General features: G+C 46.1%; 15 protein-coding genes. 6 read left to right on the plus strand and 9 right to left on the minus strand.

Annotated elements, in window-relative coordinates:
- Positions 1–5: 5 nt before the first annotated feature.
- On the minus strand, positions 6–749 hold the full coding sequence (locus tag B9N89_RS22050) for a substrate-binding periplasmic protein (RefSeq protein WP_132322715.1): 744 nt from the start codon (positions 747–749) through the stop codon (positions 6–8).
- 76 nt (positions 750–825) lie between these two features.
- Entirely contained in the window at positions 826–2,349 is a 1,524-nt protein-coding gene (locus B9N89_RS22055; RefSeq protein ID WP_200820764.1) for a protein adenylyltransferase SelO, read from the minus strand.
- Between the two features lie 262 nt (positions 2,350–2,611).
- On the opposite strand from B9N89_RS22055, the gene B9N89_RS22060 reads away from it, so the two are divergent.
- Both B9N89_RS22060 and B9N89_RS22065 read left to right on the plus strand, forming a co-directional pair.
- Complete coding sequence (locus tag B9N89_RS22060; RefSeq protein ID WP_132322719.1) at positions 2,612–4,084, plus strand: cryptochrome/photolyase family protein; 1,473 nt, start codon at positions 2,612–2,614, stop codon at positions 4,082–4,084.
- Complete coding sequence (locus B9N89_RS22065; RefSeq protein ID WP_143478240.1) at positions 4,081–4,638, plus strand: hypothetical protein; 558 nt, start codon at positions 4,081–4,083, stop codon at positions 4,636–4,638. Before B9N89_RS22060 ends, B9N89_RS22065 begins: the two co-directional genes overlap by 4 nt.
- A gap of 80 nt (positions 4,639–4,718) precedes the next feature.
- Here the strand turns inward: B9N89_RS22065 and B9N89_RS22070 are convergent, their stop codons facing one another.
- From B9N89_RS22070 to B9N89_RS22080, 3 genes are all read right to left on the minus strand, one after another.
- Entirely contained in the window at positions 4,719–5,255 is a 537-nt protein-coding gene (locus tag B9N89_RS22070) for a hypothetical protein (protein WP_132322723.1), read from the minus strand.
- Between the two features lie 342 nt (positions 5,256–5,597).
- Positions 5,598–6,326, minus strand: a complete 729-nt coding sequence (locus tag B9N89_RS22075; protein WP_132322725.1) for a response regulator — start codon at positions 6,324–6,326, stop codon at positions 5,598–5,600.
- A gap of 24 nt (positions 6,327–6,350) precedes the next feature.
- Positions 6,351–6,779, minus strand: coding sequence for a response regulator (locus B9N89_RS22080; protein ID WP_159455556.1), 429 nt, complete (start codon positions 6,777–6,779; stop codon positions 6,351–6,353).
- A 261-nt stretch (positions 6,780–7,040) separates the two neighbouring features.
- Between B9N89_RS22080 and B9N89_RS22085 the strand changes: the two genes are divergently transcribed.
- Positions 7,041–9,368 (plus strand): D-arabinono-1,4-lactone oxidase, encoded by a 2,328-nt coding sequence (locus tag B9N89_RS22085; protein ID WP_159455557.1) that lies wholly within the window; start codon positions 7,041–7,043, stop codon positions 9,366–9,368.
- A gap of 103 nt (positions 9,369–9,471) precedes the next feature.
- A complete protein-coding gene (locus B9N89_RS22090) occupies positions 9,472–9,846 on the plus strand; it encodes a CbiX/SirB N-terminal domain-containing protein (RefSeq protein ID WP_132322731.1) in 375 nt (124 codons plus the stop codon).
- Positions 9,847–9,887: 41 nt separating this feature from the next.
- Here B9N89_RS22090 and B9N89_RS31490 read toward each other — a convergent pair whose 3' ends face one another.
- From B9N89_RS31490 to B9N89_RS22105, 4 genes are all read right to left on the minus strand, one after another.
- A complete protein-coding gene (locus B9N89_RS31490) occupies positions 9,888–10,049 on the minus strand; it encodes a hypothetical protein (RefSeq protein WP_159455558.1) in 162 nt (53 codons plus the stop codon).
- 192 nt (positions 10,050–10,241) lie between these two features.
- Positions 10,242–10,688 (minus strand): hypothetical protein, encoded by a 447-nt coding sequence (locus B9N89_RS22095; protein ID WP_132322733.1) that lies wholly within the window; start codon positions 10,686–10,688, stop codon positions 10,242–10,244.
- A gap of 253 nt (positions 10,689–10,941) precedes the next feature.
- Positions 10,942–13,710, minus strand: coding sequence for an insulinase family protein (locus B9N89_RS22100; protein WP_132322735.1), 2,769 nt, complete (start codon positions 13,708–13,710; stop codon positions 10,942–10,944).
- Between the two features lie 495 nt (positions 13,711–14,205).
- Positions 14,206–16,563 carry a FapA family protein gene (locus B9N89_RS22105; RefSeq protein ID WP_132322737.1) on the minus strand — a complete coding sequence of 786 codons (2,358 nt, stop codon included), beginning with the start codon at positions 16,561–16,563 and terminating at the stop codon, positions 14,206–14,208.
- 221 nt (positions 16,564–16,784) lie between these two features.
- Between B9N89_RS22105 and B9N89_RS22110 the strand changes: the two genes are divergently transcribed.
- Together B9N89_RS22110 and B9N89_RS22115 are read left to right on the plus strand one after the other, a co-directional pair.
- Positions 16,785–17,930, plus strand: a complete 1,146-nt coding sequence (locus tag B9N89_RS22110) for a choice-of-anchor J domain-containing protein (protein WP_132322739.1) — start codon at positions 16,785–16,787, stop codon at positions 17,928–17,930.
- 275 nt (positions 17,931–18,205) lie between these two features.
- Entirely contained in the window at positions 18,206–18,910 is a 705-nt protein-coding gene (locus B9N89_RS22115; protein ID WP_132322741.1) for a hypothetical protein, read from the plus strand.
- Positions 18,911–19,141 lie beyond the last annotated feature (231 nt).

The raw sequence follows: 19,141 nt of genomic DNA on the forward strand, positions 1-19,141 counted from the left end.
TCGGGCTATTGCATGAAGTTTTTATCGTAGACTCTTTGGTAAATTTTCTGAGCTTTTACTTTTTTCAACCCTACATTGAAGCTCTCAATTAAGGCTCTATTATTGTCTGTATCCCGACACAGCAGTCTCTCCCGAATTGCCCATAAGCTGAATGATCGGTCGACGTTCAAATCCCCAGTGAGAGACTTCTTGTTAGGAAAAGGGTGAATCACCACCTCAATGCGACCTTTCTTTAGGGAGTTGATTAAGGCCGTCGTAGAATTGTAGTAGGTAATGCGCCTGGCTTTTGGCCCCGATTTAGTCGCAATGAAGTCATTACCGCGCAATGTGCCAATGGCTTTTCCGGCTAGCTGATCTAAGGATGATATTTTGGGCTGAGCAGCGAGGGTATAGGCATAGTAGTGGGTGACCAGAAATGGATCGCTTTCAAGAAGAGGCGTCTTTTTAAAAAAATCGTCTATTGCTGCAAGAGTCTTGAGATCGCCCCCGAAAAAACAAGACAGGGGGTCTTGTTTAAAGTAGAGAAGGACTCGTTTCAAGGGGAAATAAGATAGGGAAACTTGAAGAGATTGAAGTTTTACCACGGCGTCCAAAAGTTCACTGGCAAACCCCTCGCCTTTGGGGCTTGCCCAACCTTCGATTTCTGGTAGCAGGATTCTACTATTGTCTTTATCAACTGCAAATAAGCTTCCAGATATGCTCATCCAGATGATAAGAGGCTTGATAGGCAAATACGAGACAGCAGCCATACTAGCGTTCCTTGACCAGAGTTTGATTTACCGCAACTGACATCTTACTACAGTCAAGGAGAGGGAGCGAGAGATCTCATGATGAACAGCTATTCATCTGGATATCCCGACTTTGAGCCCAAGCCGGTGCAGGTTGGTAAAGTTCACCGTGATCGGGCCAATCGTTATAGGGTTGCCGAATGATTTTTTCAACCTCTTGAAGGCTGCTATAGTCTTTCTTATCTAAGTCTTCAACGACGCGATGGAGGACATGATTTTTTAATACAAATCTTGGGTTGCTGCGACACATTCTTGAGCCAAGCTCAGAGTCTTCCCCTAGTGCGTCCTTATAGCTAGAAAGCCAGGTTTTTGCATCGGCGTCTAGAGATGGGCTGCCATAGGATTCCAGTGCTGCAAGAAAGTGATGAGGATCCTGGTCTCGCATTGCTTGTGAAAGTTCCCTAAAAGCATAGTTCATATCGACCCTGTGGTCTGCTAGCAGCTTAAAGAACGACTCTACCAAATTTGAAAACTGTTGATGATCTGGCTTAAGGCCGAACTTCTCGCCTAAGATCTTGCTCCAGGCTCGGTTGTATTCTGTTTCGTATGTTTTTAGAACTGCCAACAAGCTTTCTTCATCACTTAGTGGCAACAAGGCGCTAGCGAGGCGATGTAGGTTCCATGCGGCGACCTGTGGCTGGCGTCCGTAGCTATAGCGACGGCCTGGAAGGTCGGTGGTATTAGGGGTGTAGGAAATATCAAAATGTTCCATGAAACCATAGGGTCCGTAGTCAATCGTTAGGCCTAAGATGGACATATTATCTGTGTTCATAACGCCGTGGGTAAACCCAATGGATTGCCATTGAGCCATTAATTTCGCAGTTTTCTCCAGTACCTCACCAACAAAGGCCACCACTAAGCCATTGGTCGATTGGCCTTCCTGCTCTAGGTGTGGGAAAAAAGTTTTAATGGAATAACGAAGTAACTTTTCTAAGCCTTCCGCATCGTTCTGAGCCGCCAGATGTTCAAAGTTGCCAAATCGGAGCAGGCTAGGGGCAGTGCGGCAGATGATGGCTCCTGTTTCATAGGCAGCATTGCCATCATAGAAGCGATCTCTAAGAACGGGATCTCCTGTAAGGCCCAAGCTTAAGGCACGAGTGGTAGGAATTCCAAGCTGATGCATCGCTTCTGAAGCTAGATATTCACGCACCGAGGAGCGTAAGACTGCGAATCCATCGCCGCGCCTCGAAAAGGGCGTGAGCCCGCCGCCCTTGAGCTGTAGCTCTTGGCGACAGCCCTGGGTGTCCTCCAGCTCGCCGATGACGAGGGCGCGCCCATCACCAAGCTGACCAGCCCAATTCCCGAATTGGTGGCCACTGTAGTTATACGCAAAGCTGTCTTTGGCTGGGCTCGTTCCTAAGAGTAAAGCCTCGATCTGCTTCTGATCGGCCTGTAGTTCAGCAGCGAGATCTTGATTCCAGGCGATGATCTCGGCTTTGTCAGAAGAAAACAAATGCTGGGGAAATTGTGCTGCTAGCTCATTTAATTGGCTAGGAATGGCTTCAGTCAGCTTCTTTGGAGGGAATTCTTCGATAAAACGTGCTTTTTTTAATACAGTCATCATGTCTCCTTTAGCCTTCGTTTTACCCCAGCTTTGGATGCATCGCAAGGCATATAGGCATGGTAAAATAGTCACAACACCAAGGGCGAGGGGGAGCTATATTGTCATGAGGGAGATTGACCTGGACCTAATGTTGGTTGATCTGATGTTCTAGCTGACTCTCGTATAGCGCCACGATTTGCTTGGTGACTGGCCGTGTTTTTTTTCAAGGCTTCAGATAATGTGAAAGTTTCGTTATGTGTGAAGTAGAAAGAGGCTCAATTTGAAATATGGAATTCATTGGTTTCGACGGGATTTAAGAGTCGCTGGAAACCGCGCCTTGGCTAAGCAGTGTCACGAATGCGAGGGCCGGGTTTTAGGAGTGTTTTGCTTTGATAAAAAGTTCTTAGATCGGGACGATTTTTCAATCAATCGCTTTCAATTCTTTTTAGAAGCTATCGTTGCTCTAAAAAAAGAGCTGCAAACCATAGGGTCGGATCTGCTCGTGCTAGACATCGGCCCACAGCATGGGTTTAAGGAGCTTTTTAAGAAGCTGAAGGCCGCTGATATTTCCTTGCCTCACCAAGTCTCTTGGAACCGTGACTACGAGCCGTTTGCAGTTGAGCGGGATCAAGGAGCCGAAGATCTCATGAAAAGCTACGGTGTGGCATCGTTTCATGAACGAGATCACCTTCTCGTTGAGCCACACGAACTAGAAAAAGACGGCGGTGGTGGCTATCAAGTGTTTTCCCCATTCGCACGGAAGTGGAATCAGTTGGTCATGGATGAAGAGTTCAATAGCCGGGTGGAATACTATAAAAAAGGTCTCCGTTACTTAGATCAGCTGGCTGCGGGCAAAGCTGACAAAATCTTTAAGCTGACCTGGGATAAGTTATGGGAGGGGGAATCAGGCCCCGAGGACGTTTTAAACCGGTATGTTGAGAGCAACAGTAGAAAAGTAAGCGTCACCATCCCACGTTCAGGAAGTTTGGCAGCCTTGGAGCAACTAAGATCATTTCGTGATCGTATGGACGACTATGGCGAGAAACGAGATATCCCGTCTATCCAAGGCACATCGCGGCTATCTATGTATATGAAGAATGGCTCTATTACAACACCGATGGTTATGGCTGAGTTAGGTCTAGAGCCTTTTGGCAAGAAGGAAACTGGATCGGATATGTTTCTCAATGAACTTATCTGGCGAGAGTTCTACTACCATATCCTAGCGCGGCATCCCCGAGTGGAGAACGAGCCGTTCCTAAAGCAATATAAAGATCTTGAGTGGTCTAACTCAAAGACTTGGTTTGACGCCTGGAAAGAAGGTAAGACGGGGTTTCCTATTGTCGATGCTGGGATGAGAGAGTTAAAGCAAACCGGCTGGATGCATAATCGGGTGCGGATGATCGTTGCAAGCTTCTTAACGAAGGACTTACTTATCGATTGGCGTTGGGGGGAGCAGTATTTTATGGAAACCCTTCTCGACGGTGACTTAGCACCTAATAACGGCGGCTGGCAGTGGGCAGCGTCGACTGGTTGCGATCCTCAACCATACTTTCGGATTTTTAATCCCTGGCTACAAGGCAAGAAGTTTGATCCCGATGGCAAGTATATAAAGAGATATGTGGGTGAGCTAGAGGATTTGCCTGCTAAAAAGCTCCATAGCCCCATCAACGATCATAAGATTTACCCTAAACCTATTGTTGATCACAAGAAACAAAGGGAAATTGCTCTTGATGTATACAAGAGGGCTCGATGATGGTGCGGCTCTTAACTTTTTTACTGTGTTTGTTAATCAATGGCTCGCTGATGGCCGAAGACCGCCTGCTAACAGTGCAGATGCAGGCTTATCAATTGGAGGCTAGTTCCACCGCTTTTCATGTTTTGGGGCCTGAACTCGAAGGGTGGGGACAGTTTGGATTGGTCTATGGGGTGCGATTGTATAGTGATGATAATCAGGAAGCAGTGGAAGGGGCAAGAGACCTCGGGATTGTTTGGTATGTCCGCGAACCGATCCAAACTTGGGCCGGCAAAGCCGTTGTGTTAAGCTCAGACATTAAGTACGGTCAGACGAGCTATCATAGAACCTTTGTTCCCGACGGCTCAGCCACGAGCCACGATTATAGCGAAATTACCTTGCTCTGGGGTGTTGAGTTCACCGAACCCAATTCTTGGTTAGCTCGCTATAACTTAGCCGTGGGCACTGGCTGGCGAATTAACTGGCTTGGTCAATCCTTTAGCAAGAATCTCACGGATCGTAGTATTCCAGCAGATCGAATCTATCCTCTTCTACAGATGGGCTTCACGCTATAAATGCTTCCTAGTCCGGGAACTAGGAAGCTTAAGAGGAGATATACATGGAACGTTTAGGGCTTCCAGTATAGATCGATTATTTAGAATTGGTTCGCTTTTTCTTTTCTTTCAGCGATATACGAAATTGCCTCTTCGATCCAAGAATCAGATACTTGAACTTGGTCGCCACTGAGGAGACCAGCTTTTTCATGATTAAATTTGATGTTGCCTTGGTCAGAAGCAATATTCATTTTGAAAGCTTCCACGGTCTGGCTAGTGGGGAGATCAAAATCATCATGGCAGGTGCTACAAGGAAGGTTACCATCCACCCCTGTCGTCCAAGCGTCCATCACTTCCTGGCGAAGAGCTGTGACTTCGCCACTGCCGCTTCCTGAATCTCCGCTATCCGCACTTGATCCATCTTGATCTTTGCCACCAGTGCTATCATTACCATTGCTAGAGTCATTATCACTTGAAGACTCGTCTTTGTTACCATTAAATCGGTCGGTATCATCTGAATCAGCACCCTGCTCAGATACTTTACTTTTACGGTATTTACTGACTTCTGATTCTTTCACACCACAGGCTGAGAACATAAACATTGCAGCTAGACTTGAAACAACTACTAAACGTGACACAGCATACTCCTTTAGAACGCAACTTCAATTTCCACGACACTCCTTACAAGTCTCGTACCGGAGCCAGTAAATTCTCTAATATGCTGATAATATTGAACTAGATTGGGTGCGATGGCGAAGGCCAATTTCTGACTTTTAGCCAGCGGGCTAGGACAGAAGCCGGTGGATTATGATAACTCTAAGTATTTATTGGAAATAGGGCTGTATCGCTTTTTTAAAGAGCGCATTTCAAGCCTCGAAACTGAGGTTTTTAAATTTTCTTGTATCTTGGGAAATCTTCTAAGGTGTTGATATTAATTAACTAAGTTGGATTCTAACGGTGGAGTGAAGGGGACATGTGAACTAACCAGTTCCGTCGTCATTGAAGGTCATGAGAAGGTGGAGAAACTTGTTGCCTGCCAGAGCCTCCTGGGTGTCGCGCCCAAATTGGAATCCTGCTCGCAAGGAGTCGCCTTCAACGAACTTCCATCGCATCACTGCATGACCAGTAATTTTATCCTGAGGAGTACTGATTTCAAAGCGAATCTGACCAAGGGACTTGATTTTTAGGTCTAGATCAAGAATGACTCCGATACCGCCATTGCTAATATTTTTAAGTTTTGCATCGAAGGTGCCGTGATCTGCATAGATTTTACAGGATAGACCTTCTAGGTCCATTAGAGAGCGTCTCAGTGTCTGTCGTTGCTTGCTATTGCCTTCAACCATATCCAAAGTTGTTTTGAGGTTGGATTCAAGGAGTTCGATTAAGGTAGAAAAGCGAATTGGCTTCGGCAGAACTCCTGAGACACCTTTATTATAAAGAGATTCAAGATCAAGATCATCCCGACCGCTCATCACCACGATGGGAATCTGATGGTGATCTTTTATTGCCGATGCAAGCTCTAGCCCTGTGAGCCCGGGCATATGGTAGTCAGTGATAATACATTGAATCTCGTCCGGGTCTTCCTGGAATTTTTTGAGGGCTTCTTCCCCTGTGGACGTGCACAAGGTCTCATAGCCAGCATCATTCAGCTCCATGGTCATGAGTTCAAGAAGGTCGAGGTCGTCGTCGGCAATCAGTACCTTCGGCATTGGGATCTCCTCCGTGCCTTGGGGTTATGCAGTACCGCCCAGAAGATTGAAGGCAATATTTAGCTCGTTCCAGCGATTCAGGTTGCTCGCAATCTCTTGGCCAATTTCTTGAACCTGCTCATTGGTAAATGGTTTAAGAAGAAAGCCGCGAGCACCAAGCCGATAGCACTCTTGGGCGAGGTCACGATCTTTGATGCTGGTGATCACATAAAACTGAATCCCCCCTATGGATTGTGATAGTTCTCGAATCATATCCTTGCCGTTCATCTGTGGCATGTTGATATCGGTGATCACCGCTGCGAACTGATTCTCCATGAGTGCTGGCATCGCAGCGGTTGGATCAACAAAGGATTCCACTTGCAACTCTGTGAGGCTTTCAAGTGATTTAAGAACCAGGTGACAGGTGGTTTCATCGTCATCGATGACGGCGATGGGAAACGGTTTAGCTATCACGATAACCCTCTCTCGATGTAGTCCGCGGCGCGAAACTCAGGAGTTGAAAAAACGAATCAATTCGAGTGTCATATTCAGTAAGTATAAGCCATAATAACATGTTTGTTCAAGTGAGTTTGCCGTCTCACGAGTCAGCCAGCTCACCGTGATTACGAAATGCTGCAATTCCTGAAGGCGCCCGGTATCAGGGCATTGACAGCTTTGAGGGACAACCCTAGACTGCCGCCTTTCTACAACCATCTTATCATTACGGGAGTTAAAGTGGTTAAATTATTATGGGTCTTACCCCTCGCTCTGCTATGGGGCCTGAAGGCTTGGTCAGCACCGGCCAAAGTTCTTTACCTGACCGATTATTCTAACGGCTATCACGACTATCAAGCTCAAGGGAAAGCTACCGAACTGCTGCTAGAGCAGCAATTGGATAGCGATGTTTCCATAGTGGGACGCAGCTATGAGGAGCTGACAAAATTTTTAGGCAAGGAAAACTTTGGGGAAGGCTACGACCTGATCGTTTACAACGCCTGTCTTGCCGACACCAGAGAGTACGTTTGGGCTGAGAACATCATTCGGCAAACCCGAGACCTTGGTGTGCCCATGATCTTGTTACACTGCGCGATGCATAATTTTCGAGGAACGTCATCGGACCTTGGGTTTTTTGGTCGCCGTAAACTTGATGCAGATCGAAAAGCTTGGGAAAATGAGCAAGCCGGCAAAGAGTTTCCGATCTGGTGGAGGTTTAGCGGAGTCGATTCCACCTCACATTCCTTGTTCCAGAAAAAGCTACCCACGAGAATCGAAACCGATCATCCAATCGTAGCTAATGTTCCAGAGGGCTGGGTTGCACCAAAGGATGAGCTTTACTACAACATCACCCGTACCGATGATGTGATCCCGTTGCTTAGCACCGACGATGGCAAAGAGCTACTCGCATGGCTTCACCCAGTTGGAAAGTCTATGGTTTTTGCCACGACTTTAGGTCATAAGCTAGAAACCTATGAAAACACGGTTTTTCAGGACCTGCTCGGACGAGCAGCACGGTTTCTCACAAACCGACTCGACGATCAAGAGAGCGCGAATCGCCTATTCTATAATTATTCATCATCAATTCGCTGTAACCCCAGCGATGTAATTACGGCGAGTACGATCGCTGAAGTTCAAGATGCCGTGCGTTTGGCTGTCGCCAGAGATCGTGCTCTTAAAGTTGTTTCCATCGATAATCCAAATAGCTACAGTGAAGTTTTGTGCCCCGAAAAAGGTGGCATTGTTATCAACGTCGCACCCATGAACAAGCTTCTTAATGTGGATGCTGTAAATAAGATGGTCACAGTTCAGCCTGGGATCACTATCGATCAACTTGGTCGTGAACTGGAAGCCTATAAGCTGATCTTTCCCACGACAGCTGATTACTCTGGAATTACCGTAGCTGGTGGCATGGGGACGGGGGCCCACCATTCGTCTTTGAAACGCCATGCGGGGATCCATGACTATGTTGAAAAATTAACGATTGTTGACGGTACGGGTTCAATTAGAATTCTTGAGGGTGCCGAAGCTCGCGAAGCGGCTGTTCATCTTGGGTATCTTGGAGCCATTGTTGAGGTTGTCCTTAAAGTGGAAGATATGTTTAAGCTTCGCTACGGATACAAAGCTGGTTCAGACAGGGATTTAGAGCAGCTGATCGAGCAGGAAGTACGCTCTCACGATTACGCTCGGGTATCTTGGTTCGTAGGAGTCGGACGATATATTGTGGACTACTATGATCAAGTTCCTGTGGAAGAGGCTGGTGAGTCTTATCACAACCTCTGGGAAACATCTGCTGGACCAACTAGTATCTTCGGCTCTTTACCTTATGATGCTCTGAACCGGTTGCCTCAGATCGTACAGTGTGGTGCTGCAGGTGTAAGAGCAAATGCCTGGGCTGCGCCTATCAAGGCTGTGAATTCTTCAGGTCGGGAGCCAGTTGGTTTCGCTCACCGAATGCTAGGCTCAACCTGCGCCAAAGGCCGATGTCCTTGGGACTTTGGTGCGGTGTCGAGAACTCAAGAGCTAGCGATTCCTATTGCGGAACTGCAAAACTGGATGCAGGATGTCCGGGGAATCATTGCAGCTCGCAAGGCCTGCTTTCCAGTACTCGGTGTCTATATGCGATTCGCCAAGGCCTCTGACTCGTGGCTATCGTCATCTCATGGCGCAGATAGTATGATGTTTGAAATCCATATCCCAAAGGAGACCGATCCAAATCGCTACGAACAAGGCACCGAAGTTTACGACGAGATCGTGCAGATGACCTATCAAAAATACCAGGGTCGACCCCATTGGGCCAAAAACTCGACACCGATCTTCAAAGATACCTTGGTCCGCTACGGACGAGCAGCAGACTTTGTGGACTTAAAGAATGAACTTGATCCTATGGGGCGGTTTGAAAATGAATTTTGGAACGTGATTGCCTCAGATAGTGCCTTGAAGAAGCCTTACCCCGGTTGTAATCTGAGTAGAGATTGCATTTGTCAGTCAGATGCGGACTGCGGTACAGGCTACCAGTGTGCACCAGGTGCGTTCTTTGACGAGGCAAAGGTGTGCGTTAAGAAGTAAAAGTGTTTTAGTGGTGCGATATCTGCGAGGTACTGTAGGTTCGTATGACTTGTGACTTGGGGGTTGAAGTCTTTGAACTTCGCCCTCTCAAGGAGTTTGGGAAATGACAAAGCTTGCGGTGATTGTGGTGGACCACGGTTCTAAACTTCAAGAAAGTAATCGGCTATTTGAAAGCTTTATCGAGGAGTTTGCGGATGAATCTCCTTATGACATTGTCGAGTCGGCTCACATGGAGCTAGCTCAACCGGATATCGCTTCAGCATTTCAACAGTGTGTCGAGCAGGGGGCTGATGAGATAGTCGTCGTTCCCTATTTTTTCATGCCCGGCAAACACATTCAAAAAGACATTCCCCGACTAACAGAAGAAGCTCGGGCAAGACACCCTCATGTGAGCGTACGTATCGCCCCGCCTCTCGGTCGTCATCCTCTGATGAAGACCATTCTTTCTGATCAGGTGAACAGCACTCGGCAGCCCTAGCTACAAAGTCATACTCTGTTCTAACAAGATGATCTTTCTTTCTAGAAGGTCGTCATAAGTCTACACTTACTCTTCATTTCGTCATGGTTGACCAGATATTCCATCTGCTCTTTGCCGTCGAAGAATGGTCGCTTGCTTTTGATGAAGTTAACAACTCCAGCAGTGATTTTATGAATTGGTTTTTGGATGATAACTAATGCCATAGCTTGCTCCTTCGCTAACATTCATTGTGAATGTAATGGTAAAATTACCAAAGTCAATCTATGGATGATAAAAAAATGCAGTTATTGCAGTTGGTTGGGCGGTCGGCCAACGCTTTTTGTGGAAATTATAGGTTTTTTTGCGTTTTTAGGACAAAAAAAGAGAGGCGAGGCCTCTCATACTGTCGCTAATTTCTAGCGCTTGATAACTGTTTCATGTTCGGGTGCCGTCTCTTCTTCTTCCAACTCTAATTTTGGCGGTTGGCCAGTGAATTCACCGCGGTGAATGGAGACGACGACTTTCAGCAGTTGATCAACTGGAAAGTGCCCATATTCAGAGATGATCGTTTGCGCGTGAGGGCTCACAGACTTTGGCTTACCACCGCGCTCCAACTCTTGGAACATATTGATTTTCATCGACATGGCCCGGACCGATACATTCCTCTTTTTCGAGTAGTTTTCTTTGAGGAACTTGGATGAATCGGCTTTGTACAGATAGTACGCTACGATTTCACTTTCCTTCGACCATTCGGTTGCTTGACGGGAACCTCGCTTCGCAGGAGCTTTAGCTTTCTTCTTCTCAGCCTCTTGCATGGCCAACATGCGTCTTTTAGCAGCCTTAAATTCGTCGCTTAATGACATTGATTCTCCAAGTACTTTATCTTTTCTAATGAGACAAAATGACATCTCTATTCTATCACAACCAGGTTGTTGTAATGAAAATCTTAGGGAACAGCAATGAGAAATAATTTTTTTCTTCGTGATTTAAAAGTCTTCAGCTGAGTGGAGTCCTGTACGGCATGAAAAACAGCTTTTGTCGAGAACTAGTTGGAATTGGCAGAGGAGAAACCCTCGGCCTTGGCGCCGAGGGGTGGATCTTGTTAATTAACAAATTTTACGATCGAGACTTCGGTTTATTGACAAAAACTGAAACTTCCGTTGCCTTAGGGGCCATTGCCTCTTTGACCATTGCCTTAAAGGTCTTAGCATCCAGCGCGGCGACTGCGTCGATCAATTGCTGCCTGTAACCAACCCGGTCCATGATGAAAGTTTCACTGAAGATCTGGCCGGCAAACTCTTCACTGGTTTTAAATGGTTTTGTGAGCCTAGCCAAAAGGCCTTGCTGAATCTGAGTGTATTCCTTGTCAGAAATTTTTGCGAGGCGGTTGCGCTCTCCCTTCAACCAGGTTTCCGTGCGCTTGGATAGCTCTTTGCTAGGGTAATTGCTAGATTGAATTAGAAACTGCACGCCAACATTGATAGGGTCTTGGTATGGGAACGCAGCAACAACGTAGCCAAGTTGCTGGTGAGTTCTGAGGTCATTAAAGTATTTGTCCGAGATAAGAGTTGTAAGAATCCTTGAAAAGGCTTCGTTCTTAGGATCTCGCTGACCCACGAAACGAACGGCTGTCCAAGCATCGTTGTTGTCTTTGGTGTTCATAGAGACGGGCTTTTTCTTAGCACGGGCAGGATTGATATAAGCCTTGTCTAAGAACTGAGTATTCGCAGATGAGCTGCTGCCAAGCTTTGCGAAGCTTGTCACTACATCGTCTTTTCTCAAGTTGCCATAGGCGACTGCTTGAACGGCAATCTTTTGGACAAATTTCTGGTGATAGGCTTTAACATCAGCCAGAGTGATCTTCTCGGCCTCGTTCAGATGATCAGGAACATATGGTGTGTAACGATTCATTTCAGAACGGAGTTTTTTGATAGCCTGCTGATAAGCGCTTTCGAAGGCTGCATTACGCAGATCCTTGACGTAGGCGTCCTTCTGATCTTTAAAAGTCTGGCTTGGAATTTCCAGTCCCTTAAGTTTTTCAAGGAAGTCTGCCATGGCACGAGGAAGCTTGTCTGAAAAACCGTCGAGTTCAAAGTTTATGCCAGCGTAACTTGGGTAGACGCCAAGGTTGATACCGGCAAGTTGTAACTGCTCCGACCAAGACGCGAAATTTTGGCTGATAATCTTGCTATAGATCTGATTGGTCACGTAACTTCTTGCGGACTGGCTTGGTTGATCGTAGATCAAGCGACCACGGATGTGACCTCGTGGCAAGCCAATGGCTGTGTCTCCCTGAAACCAGATATTGACGCCGTTCTTATTTAGAACCTGCTCCGGCTTCGCCATAGTATCGGAAATCAATTCTAGGTTTTCAGGAATGTAGGGGTTTGCAGAGGGGTAGGTGAACTTGCTTGATTTCATCGACTCTAGCTTGGCAACCCGATCCTTGCTGAGATTTTCTACCTTGAACTCGGTACCGTAGATGGGCTCCTTGCTATCAGGTTTGAAGTCTTGTTGGCTAAAGAAAATCTGCGCATACTTTGGCTTGAGGAAAGGGAAGAGTGCTTCGAATGCAGCAGGAGAAAACTCTTCGTAAAGGTACATCTTCTTGAGCAGGTCATCGCTACCGAACTTCTGCATGGCAGCAGCCATCTGCGCGACGTAGTTGCCACCTTCCTCAAAGCGAGGGTAGACATAGTAGGTTTCTGCCAAGGCCTTCTTCTCGTAGAACAGCCCTTTAGGAATTCCTTGGTCTTTGATGAAGTTCAAGTAGGCGAATACTTCGTCCAATACTTTTTGATAGTCGCGCGCACCCTTGTCCGTTAGATGCAAAGTGACTGATAGCTCAAATTGGTGGGATTGATCGTAAGCACCACCAAAGAGATCGGTAACCCAACCGTTGGCCTTGAGTTTTTGTGCGAGTCCGCCGGGATGCTCCGAACCAATGAGGCTTGCCATCAGATCGTGGGCTTTGTTCTTATAGTTTTGGCTCTGTGGAGGGAGGTTGAAGCTAATCGCCAGCTGTTTGTGGTCCTTGACTGGCTTGACATGGTATATGGAAAGCTTACGGGACTCATCCAAAACTTTGTCGCTGTACTTGACCTCCGGCGTTTTATGATTTTCGACAAGGCTGAAGTACTTGCGTGCCATGCCTTCCATTTCATCAAGGCTCGCGCTGCTGATGAGTGCAAGAGTCATATTATTTGCGGAGTAGTATTTTTTATGCCAGGCCATCAAGTCATCACGAGTGATAGACTTCAGGGTTTCATTATTACCAGTGCCGAATTTGGATGCTGGATGATCTTTACGGATGTCCAGCTTGGCTAATTCATAGACCCGCCAGCTGTCATTTTGCTTATTCTTCTCAAATTCATTATTCACCGCATTTTTTTCACGTTCTACGAACTTGGGAGTGAATAAGGGAGCGATGAAGAATTGAGAGAAGCGATCGAGGGCACCGTCGAAGCCGCGGTGGTTGATGGTAAAGAAGTAGTTAGTATTTTCAAATGTTGTATATGCGTTGTTATAGCCTTGATGGCTGGCGATGTAGCGACTGTATTCACCTTCATCTGGAAACTTCTTAGTACCAAGGAAGAGCATGTGTTCCAAGAAGTGAGCCATACCAGCTTGACCATCGGGGTCTTCGCCAAAGCCAACTGCGACATTGAGTGCAGCGGCAGATTGCTTTACATCCGGGTCTGAGATCAACATTACGTCGAGCTGGTTTTTCAGGGTAAGGGTTTTAAACTTCCGTTTAACAGCCTCGGGCTTTGACGATAGATCCACTGGTGATTCATAGCCATCGTTGCTAGTGGTGCAGGCTCCCGATGCGACTGTCAGAAAGGCTAGTGAAATGTTGAAAAAAGGCTTTAGCCATAATTTCATATCAGCTCCGCTTGAAATAATTGAACATTGACTCGTCAACGTGTGACTAATAGAAATGTATGTTAGGTGATTTTTTCAAAAATCAGAATAGATATTGCTTATAAAGTGTGAGCATCAAATAAGAACGGGGCTCAAAAAATCATTGTTGGCTGCGTTACGCCATGTTTGCGAAATCCTCACGTACGTATGTACGCTGCGGTTTAGCAAACCAGGCAAGCCTTGCCCCCAATGCTTTTTGAGTCCCGTTTTCTGGTTGCGTATTCAGTAGTGATGAATATGAATGGAAGTCGAAAAATCATTGTTGGCTGCGTTACGCCATGTTTGCGAAATCCTCACGTACGTATGTACGCTGCGGTTTAGCAAACCAGGCAAGCCTTGCCCCCAATGCTTTTTGAGTCCCGTTTTCTGGTTGCCTATTCAGTGGCGATGCATATGAATGGAAGTCGAAAAATCATTGTTGGCTGCGTTACGCCATGTTTGCGAAATCCTCATGCCCTAGGATGCTTCCTTTTGGCTTGGAGCTTTTTTGTCTTCTTCGCCAGGAATGATAATGTCGGAGTGCTTACTTTTAAATTCTGCCATATCGGCTAGTGACTTCGGAGTTTGGCCCGAACCATCGGCGTTGGAGAAAAACACAGCCGCGACCATCTCGCGGGCGAAGTATTTTTTTTCCATATCTATATTAACATTACGATAGACAGAGCCATCTACTACTAAAATGGCGTTGGTGTTAAATGTGAGTCGACGCTTGCGGGCCGCTAAGATTGCCTTGATTTTGGCCAGAACCTGCTCGGCTTTTCTCAGGTAGGCCTCGATAGGTTTGATTTCCACAGGCTTGTCTTCGATGGTGGTGTACATGCCTTGATTGATCTTCTTGCGCTTGGATTTTTCCTCTAACTTGCGATTTGTTTCCTGGGCTTGCTTTAATCGCTCTTGCTCCCGTTTACAGAGTTCTTCGATATTGTGGAGGCGCGACTCCAGAATGGTAAGTCCGCGCATATCCTTAAAATTGACGCCGATGGCAATGCTGGCAGGATTATTGTTATCGTCGCCGATGTCCAAGGCTTTCATGGATGAACTCACGAATACCCGGCTGTTTGAAACAACTCCCTGGCAAAGGAGTTGTCCTGCACAGACCACATGACTCCGCAGAATATATTCATCGAGTTCGATGGTGCCCTGGCAAATTATTTTTAGCTGATCGAAGTACTTGGCCTTTATATTCCCACCAACAAACATAGGGTTCTGGCTGTCGCCTAATATTCCACCCTCAATAGTTAGATTCCCCTGAACACTCACTAGGTCGCTAAACAAAGCGCCTTTGATCGTAAGATCGCCCTTGATCTTTAGGTGGGAGCCTTTTTCTACATCGCCCTCAATCACTGCATGATTCTTCGCTTCGAAAGTGCCAAATTTTGGTGAGTAGTCGCCCTTGTGTATCAGCGTTTTTTGACAGTAGATGGAGTCGCTAGAAGCCTTAATCATCCCCCCATAAGTGGTGTAGAGGCGACCATCATCTCCTAGCCGAATGCCGTCGCCAATCACCACATTCGTATCCTTAACATGACCTAAGACGTGGAGATCGCGGCCAGTAACGGTATATCCGTCGACCCCATCCTTGAATCGGATTTCGGCCACTCTTTGACCTTCGTCGACGCCGAGGCGGTACTCTCGTTGGCCAAGCTCTTGATGGAGAACGTGAAGATAAGGATCGTGACCACCCTCGGGAAGCTTGCCTTTGGCAACAATACGCTGATTGACACCATTGCCTTGGTTCATATCCGACAGGATTTCGTCTAAATATGGTTCGTAGCCATGGGTCACGCCATGCTCTTCGAGCGCTTCTAAGAATTCATCCGGAGTCGGCTTTGCCCCCCGAATTGATATGATTGTCGCGACCATCTCATCGGCTGCTAGTCTTATGTCAATGGAGAAAGGCTCTGTCTCCGTAGGAACTTTAGAGTCAATCACCTTTTCATGAGGAGCTTTGACCACGTTATCGCCGACTTCTTTTGCCGAAAGCACTTTGAGCGAGTCTTTCGAGTCGGATTGATAGGCTAGCAGAAAATCAAACGGCAGATTTAAGCCAAAGGCTGTGCTCTTGTTGAGCAGGTAGCGCTTAATATGGTGAAAATCATCGGTAAAGTTTTGAATGGCTTGGCTGGGCAATTTGGGTAGCAATCGTTCCTTTATCTCTTCAATCACCAGAGCCAGGAGGCGCTCATTATCATCGATCTCGTCAATCACGAGATAGTAGTAGCCATAATACGAGTTCCGAACGACATAATGATTGTGATCGAGGTCTTGGGGGATGGCTGTGAAAAGTAGAAAACTAGCACTGGCTTTTTTCTGGCGAAGGCTGAGTAATATATAGCGAATGCATGCGTCGCTTGGCTTATCCTTGATCTTCTTAGCCTTGAGTCGCTCGTAGAGGATGGAGCGAAAGTGAGCGAACCCCAAGCTATACAATCTGGGGCTATAGTCGATCATCACCTTAGCAATGGAATCATAGTCTTCACAGACTTCCACCTGGATTTCCTCTAGGTCTTGCCCACAGTGAGCCATCGTAATGCGAACGATATTGTCTTCTGGCCAATATTCCTCTCGGCGAATCATCTTCCAGATAGTTTTTAACTTCTTAAAGTGAGTGGTGGCGTAGGTAATCTTATGATCGTGTTTTAGGGCTTTGATCTTGGCTTTGACCTTCTTCTCGATCTCTGGAATAGGACGCCAGTGGCTAAGACACAGATCCACATGAAAGCGGAGGATTACCCTTTGATTCCGTCGGTCGAAGGAAAGAGCGTAATTCTGCTCTCGGATTTGCTCAATAATATTTTGCTCTTGGCTTGGCATAGCCTGATTATATCACAATGACGCATTAATCACCGTGACTCATTCAAAAGAATCGTGAGTTTAAACTAATGAGCAAGAAAATACAGTGTTTTAAGCAAAGTGTATTAAGTAGCGCTCTTTTGTAAAGATAATATTAATATTGTGTTTGGATATAGTAATTATATGGATATTATAAAATTATTATGTAATAGAACCTCCACTATGAATAAGGAGGATCGAGAATGCTTTTAAAGAAATCGTTATACTTGACTTTAGCCTTGACAGCAGCAGCTTGCGGTAGTGACTCATCTTCGGATGACGAGCCAGCGCCTGCGCCGAAAACTGAAACACCAGCTCCTCAGACCCCGAAGCCAGGAACTGATGGTAACAATGGTGGCGACGATAATGGGGCTGCTCTGGTAGATCAGGCAGTGACCAGCGCTCAAGGACTTTGGGGCCAGGCTTGTGTTCCAGCACCTGACAATAACGGTCATGTTATATACTGGATTTCGTGGGAAGGTCCGAACTTTAGCGAGACCAAAGAGATCTTCCAAGATGAAAAATGTGAGGAATCGACCAGTAAAGTCGTAAGAGTATATAAAGATACCGAGATTTCTAGCTACAACGACAAAGGTTATTTCCGCGCTGCTGGAATGAAAGAGTCTGAAACTATCTTTGATTTTGATAATCCAAAAGGTAAGAGTCAAGAAGTAGACACCACTAAAGGTGCGTGGATAGTTTACTTTAAAGTTGATGGTGATAAGTTCTTGAAGGGCCAGGTTGACAAAGCCACAAAAGAAATGAAAGACAAAGAGCCTTATACCTACAGCAAGGTGGATGGTACGATTCCAGAGCGTACATATGTTGAGAAAGAAACACCAGAATCACCTAAAGAGCCAGAAGGGGCAATCCTTTTCGCTGATTTCGAAGGTGGCGACCTTGGTGGTTTCACCAGTTTAGTCACTAAAGGTGTTAAGGATTGGAGCAATTACAAGAAAGATGGTGCATCGTCTGCATCGATAAACGGTTATAACACCAATGTTGAAAACGAAACCTGGCTTTACAGCAAGAAGCTTGACCTTTCAAAATACACTAACGAAGCCGTCATATTAAGCTTCGATCACGAACGTCGCTTCGGACCAGACACCATCAATGATGAAATTGGCGTTTTTGTTAGCGATAAATTTGATCCAGCTAAGCCTAATGCTAACTGGGTTGAGCTAAAGGGTTTCAACATTCCTGAAAAGTTTGCTGGTTTCGCAAATTCAGGTGAAATCGACCTTAGCACTTATAAGGGAAAGAGCATCACAATTGGCTTCCGCTACCGCAGTAGTATTGACAAGCCTGTGCTTTGGGCTGTCGATAACGTAACAGTTACAGCTAAGTAATTACCAAAGAAAGACTCCGGCTTAGTCGGGGTCTTTTTTCCTTCGAAAGCTATGAAGTGCCGATTTCACAGCTAGATTCTAATACTATTTCTTGCTGGCCTCGTAATCCACCGATATATTTAATTTTATCTTGAAACTCGATGAAAGTTCGGGATATTCTTTACATTTCCAATATGCCACCTTGACTTTATGGTGGTGAGTATGATAATAGTCAGCAGTTTTTAGTAGCCTTGGCTCTACATTTTAAGATTGGAACCCGCTGGAAAAGGTCCTTTATGTCTTTTACTTATTTGAAAACATCCGTAGTCTTCGCATTGTACATTCTCATGACATCGTGTGGCTCTGAGGTTACCAACGACTTCGACACAGTGGCCATAGAGTGCGGTGAAGAAGCCGAGCAGGACGTAAACTATGGAGTCTTCGAGGAAGCGAACGGCGGCAGAAGTAAAAGTGATTCCATGCTGGTGTTTCGTGAGCAAGACCAAATCTGGGAGCGATCAGACTCCCTGCTAACATCCAAAGGTTGCGTAAAAGTGTTGCCCAACGAAAGGCTTTTTGTCCGTAAATTAGGGACCACTCAGGGTGCATACGTGGAGTCGAGCGATCAAGATTTCAAGGTCATGAGCCTCCAAAACATCACATTGCCAACGGTTAGTTCGGGGATTTGTGAGGGAGAATTTTTGGATGATGATGGCTCCTTAGAGTTGAATATAGATCTACAGACGAGTTCGGACTTTGCGTATTTAGATTTACAACGATTTCACCTATCGCTCTTTATCGATGGGACTCTAAGCCAGGAATGGTCGAATCTTATCTACACTCAGCTTGCGGGCTTGAAAGTGGATACCAGTAGCAGAAACTCTAGCAAATACAAAGTGCGGCTGGTGATTCGAGAAAGCAATTTATTGAGAGATGAGCCTGTATCCGATGTATCCTGTGAGTTCGAGAAGAGTACTGCTGTTATTCCAATATTCTTCTAGAAGACTTTCCTGATATTAAGGGGAGCAAAACCTTTGATACTTCGTAACGCCTATAGAATACTCGTCACTGTACGATTTGTGCGATCTCATCGCAGTTTTTAGCCAAGCCTGCTGCCTAGCCGAGAATTCAACTTGACTAGAGCGGATCTCATATATGCCTAAATCCAATGCACATGGTTGCAAGATAGACCATTCCTAGAAAGTTATCGATCTTCACCTCGTATCGAACCT

The organism is Pseudobacteriovorax antillogorgiicola, from assembly GCF_900177345.1.
GTDB classification, from domain to species: Bacteria; Bdellovibrionota_B; Oligoflexia; order Oligoflexales; family Oligoflexaceae; genus Pseudobacteriovorax; species Pseudobacteriovorax antillogorgiicola.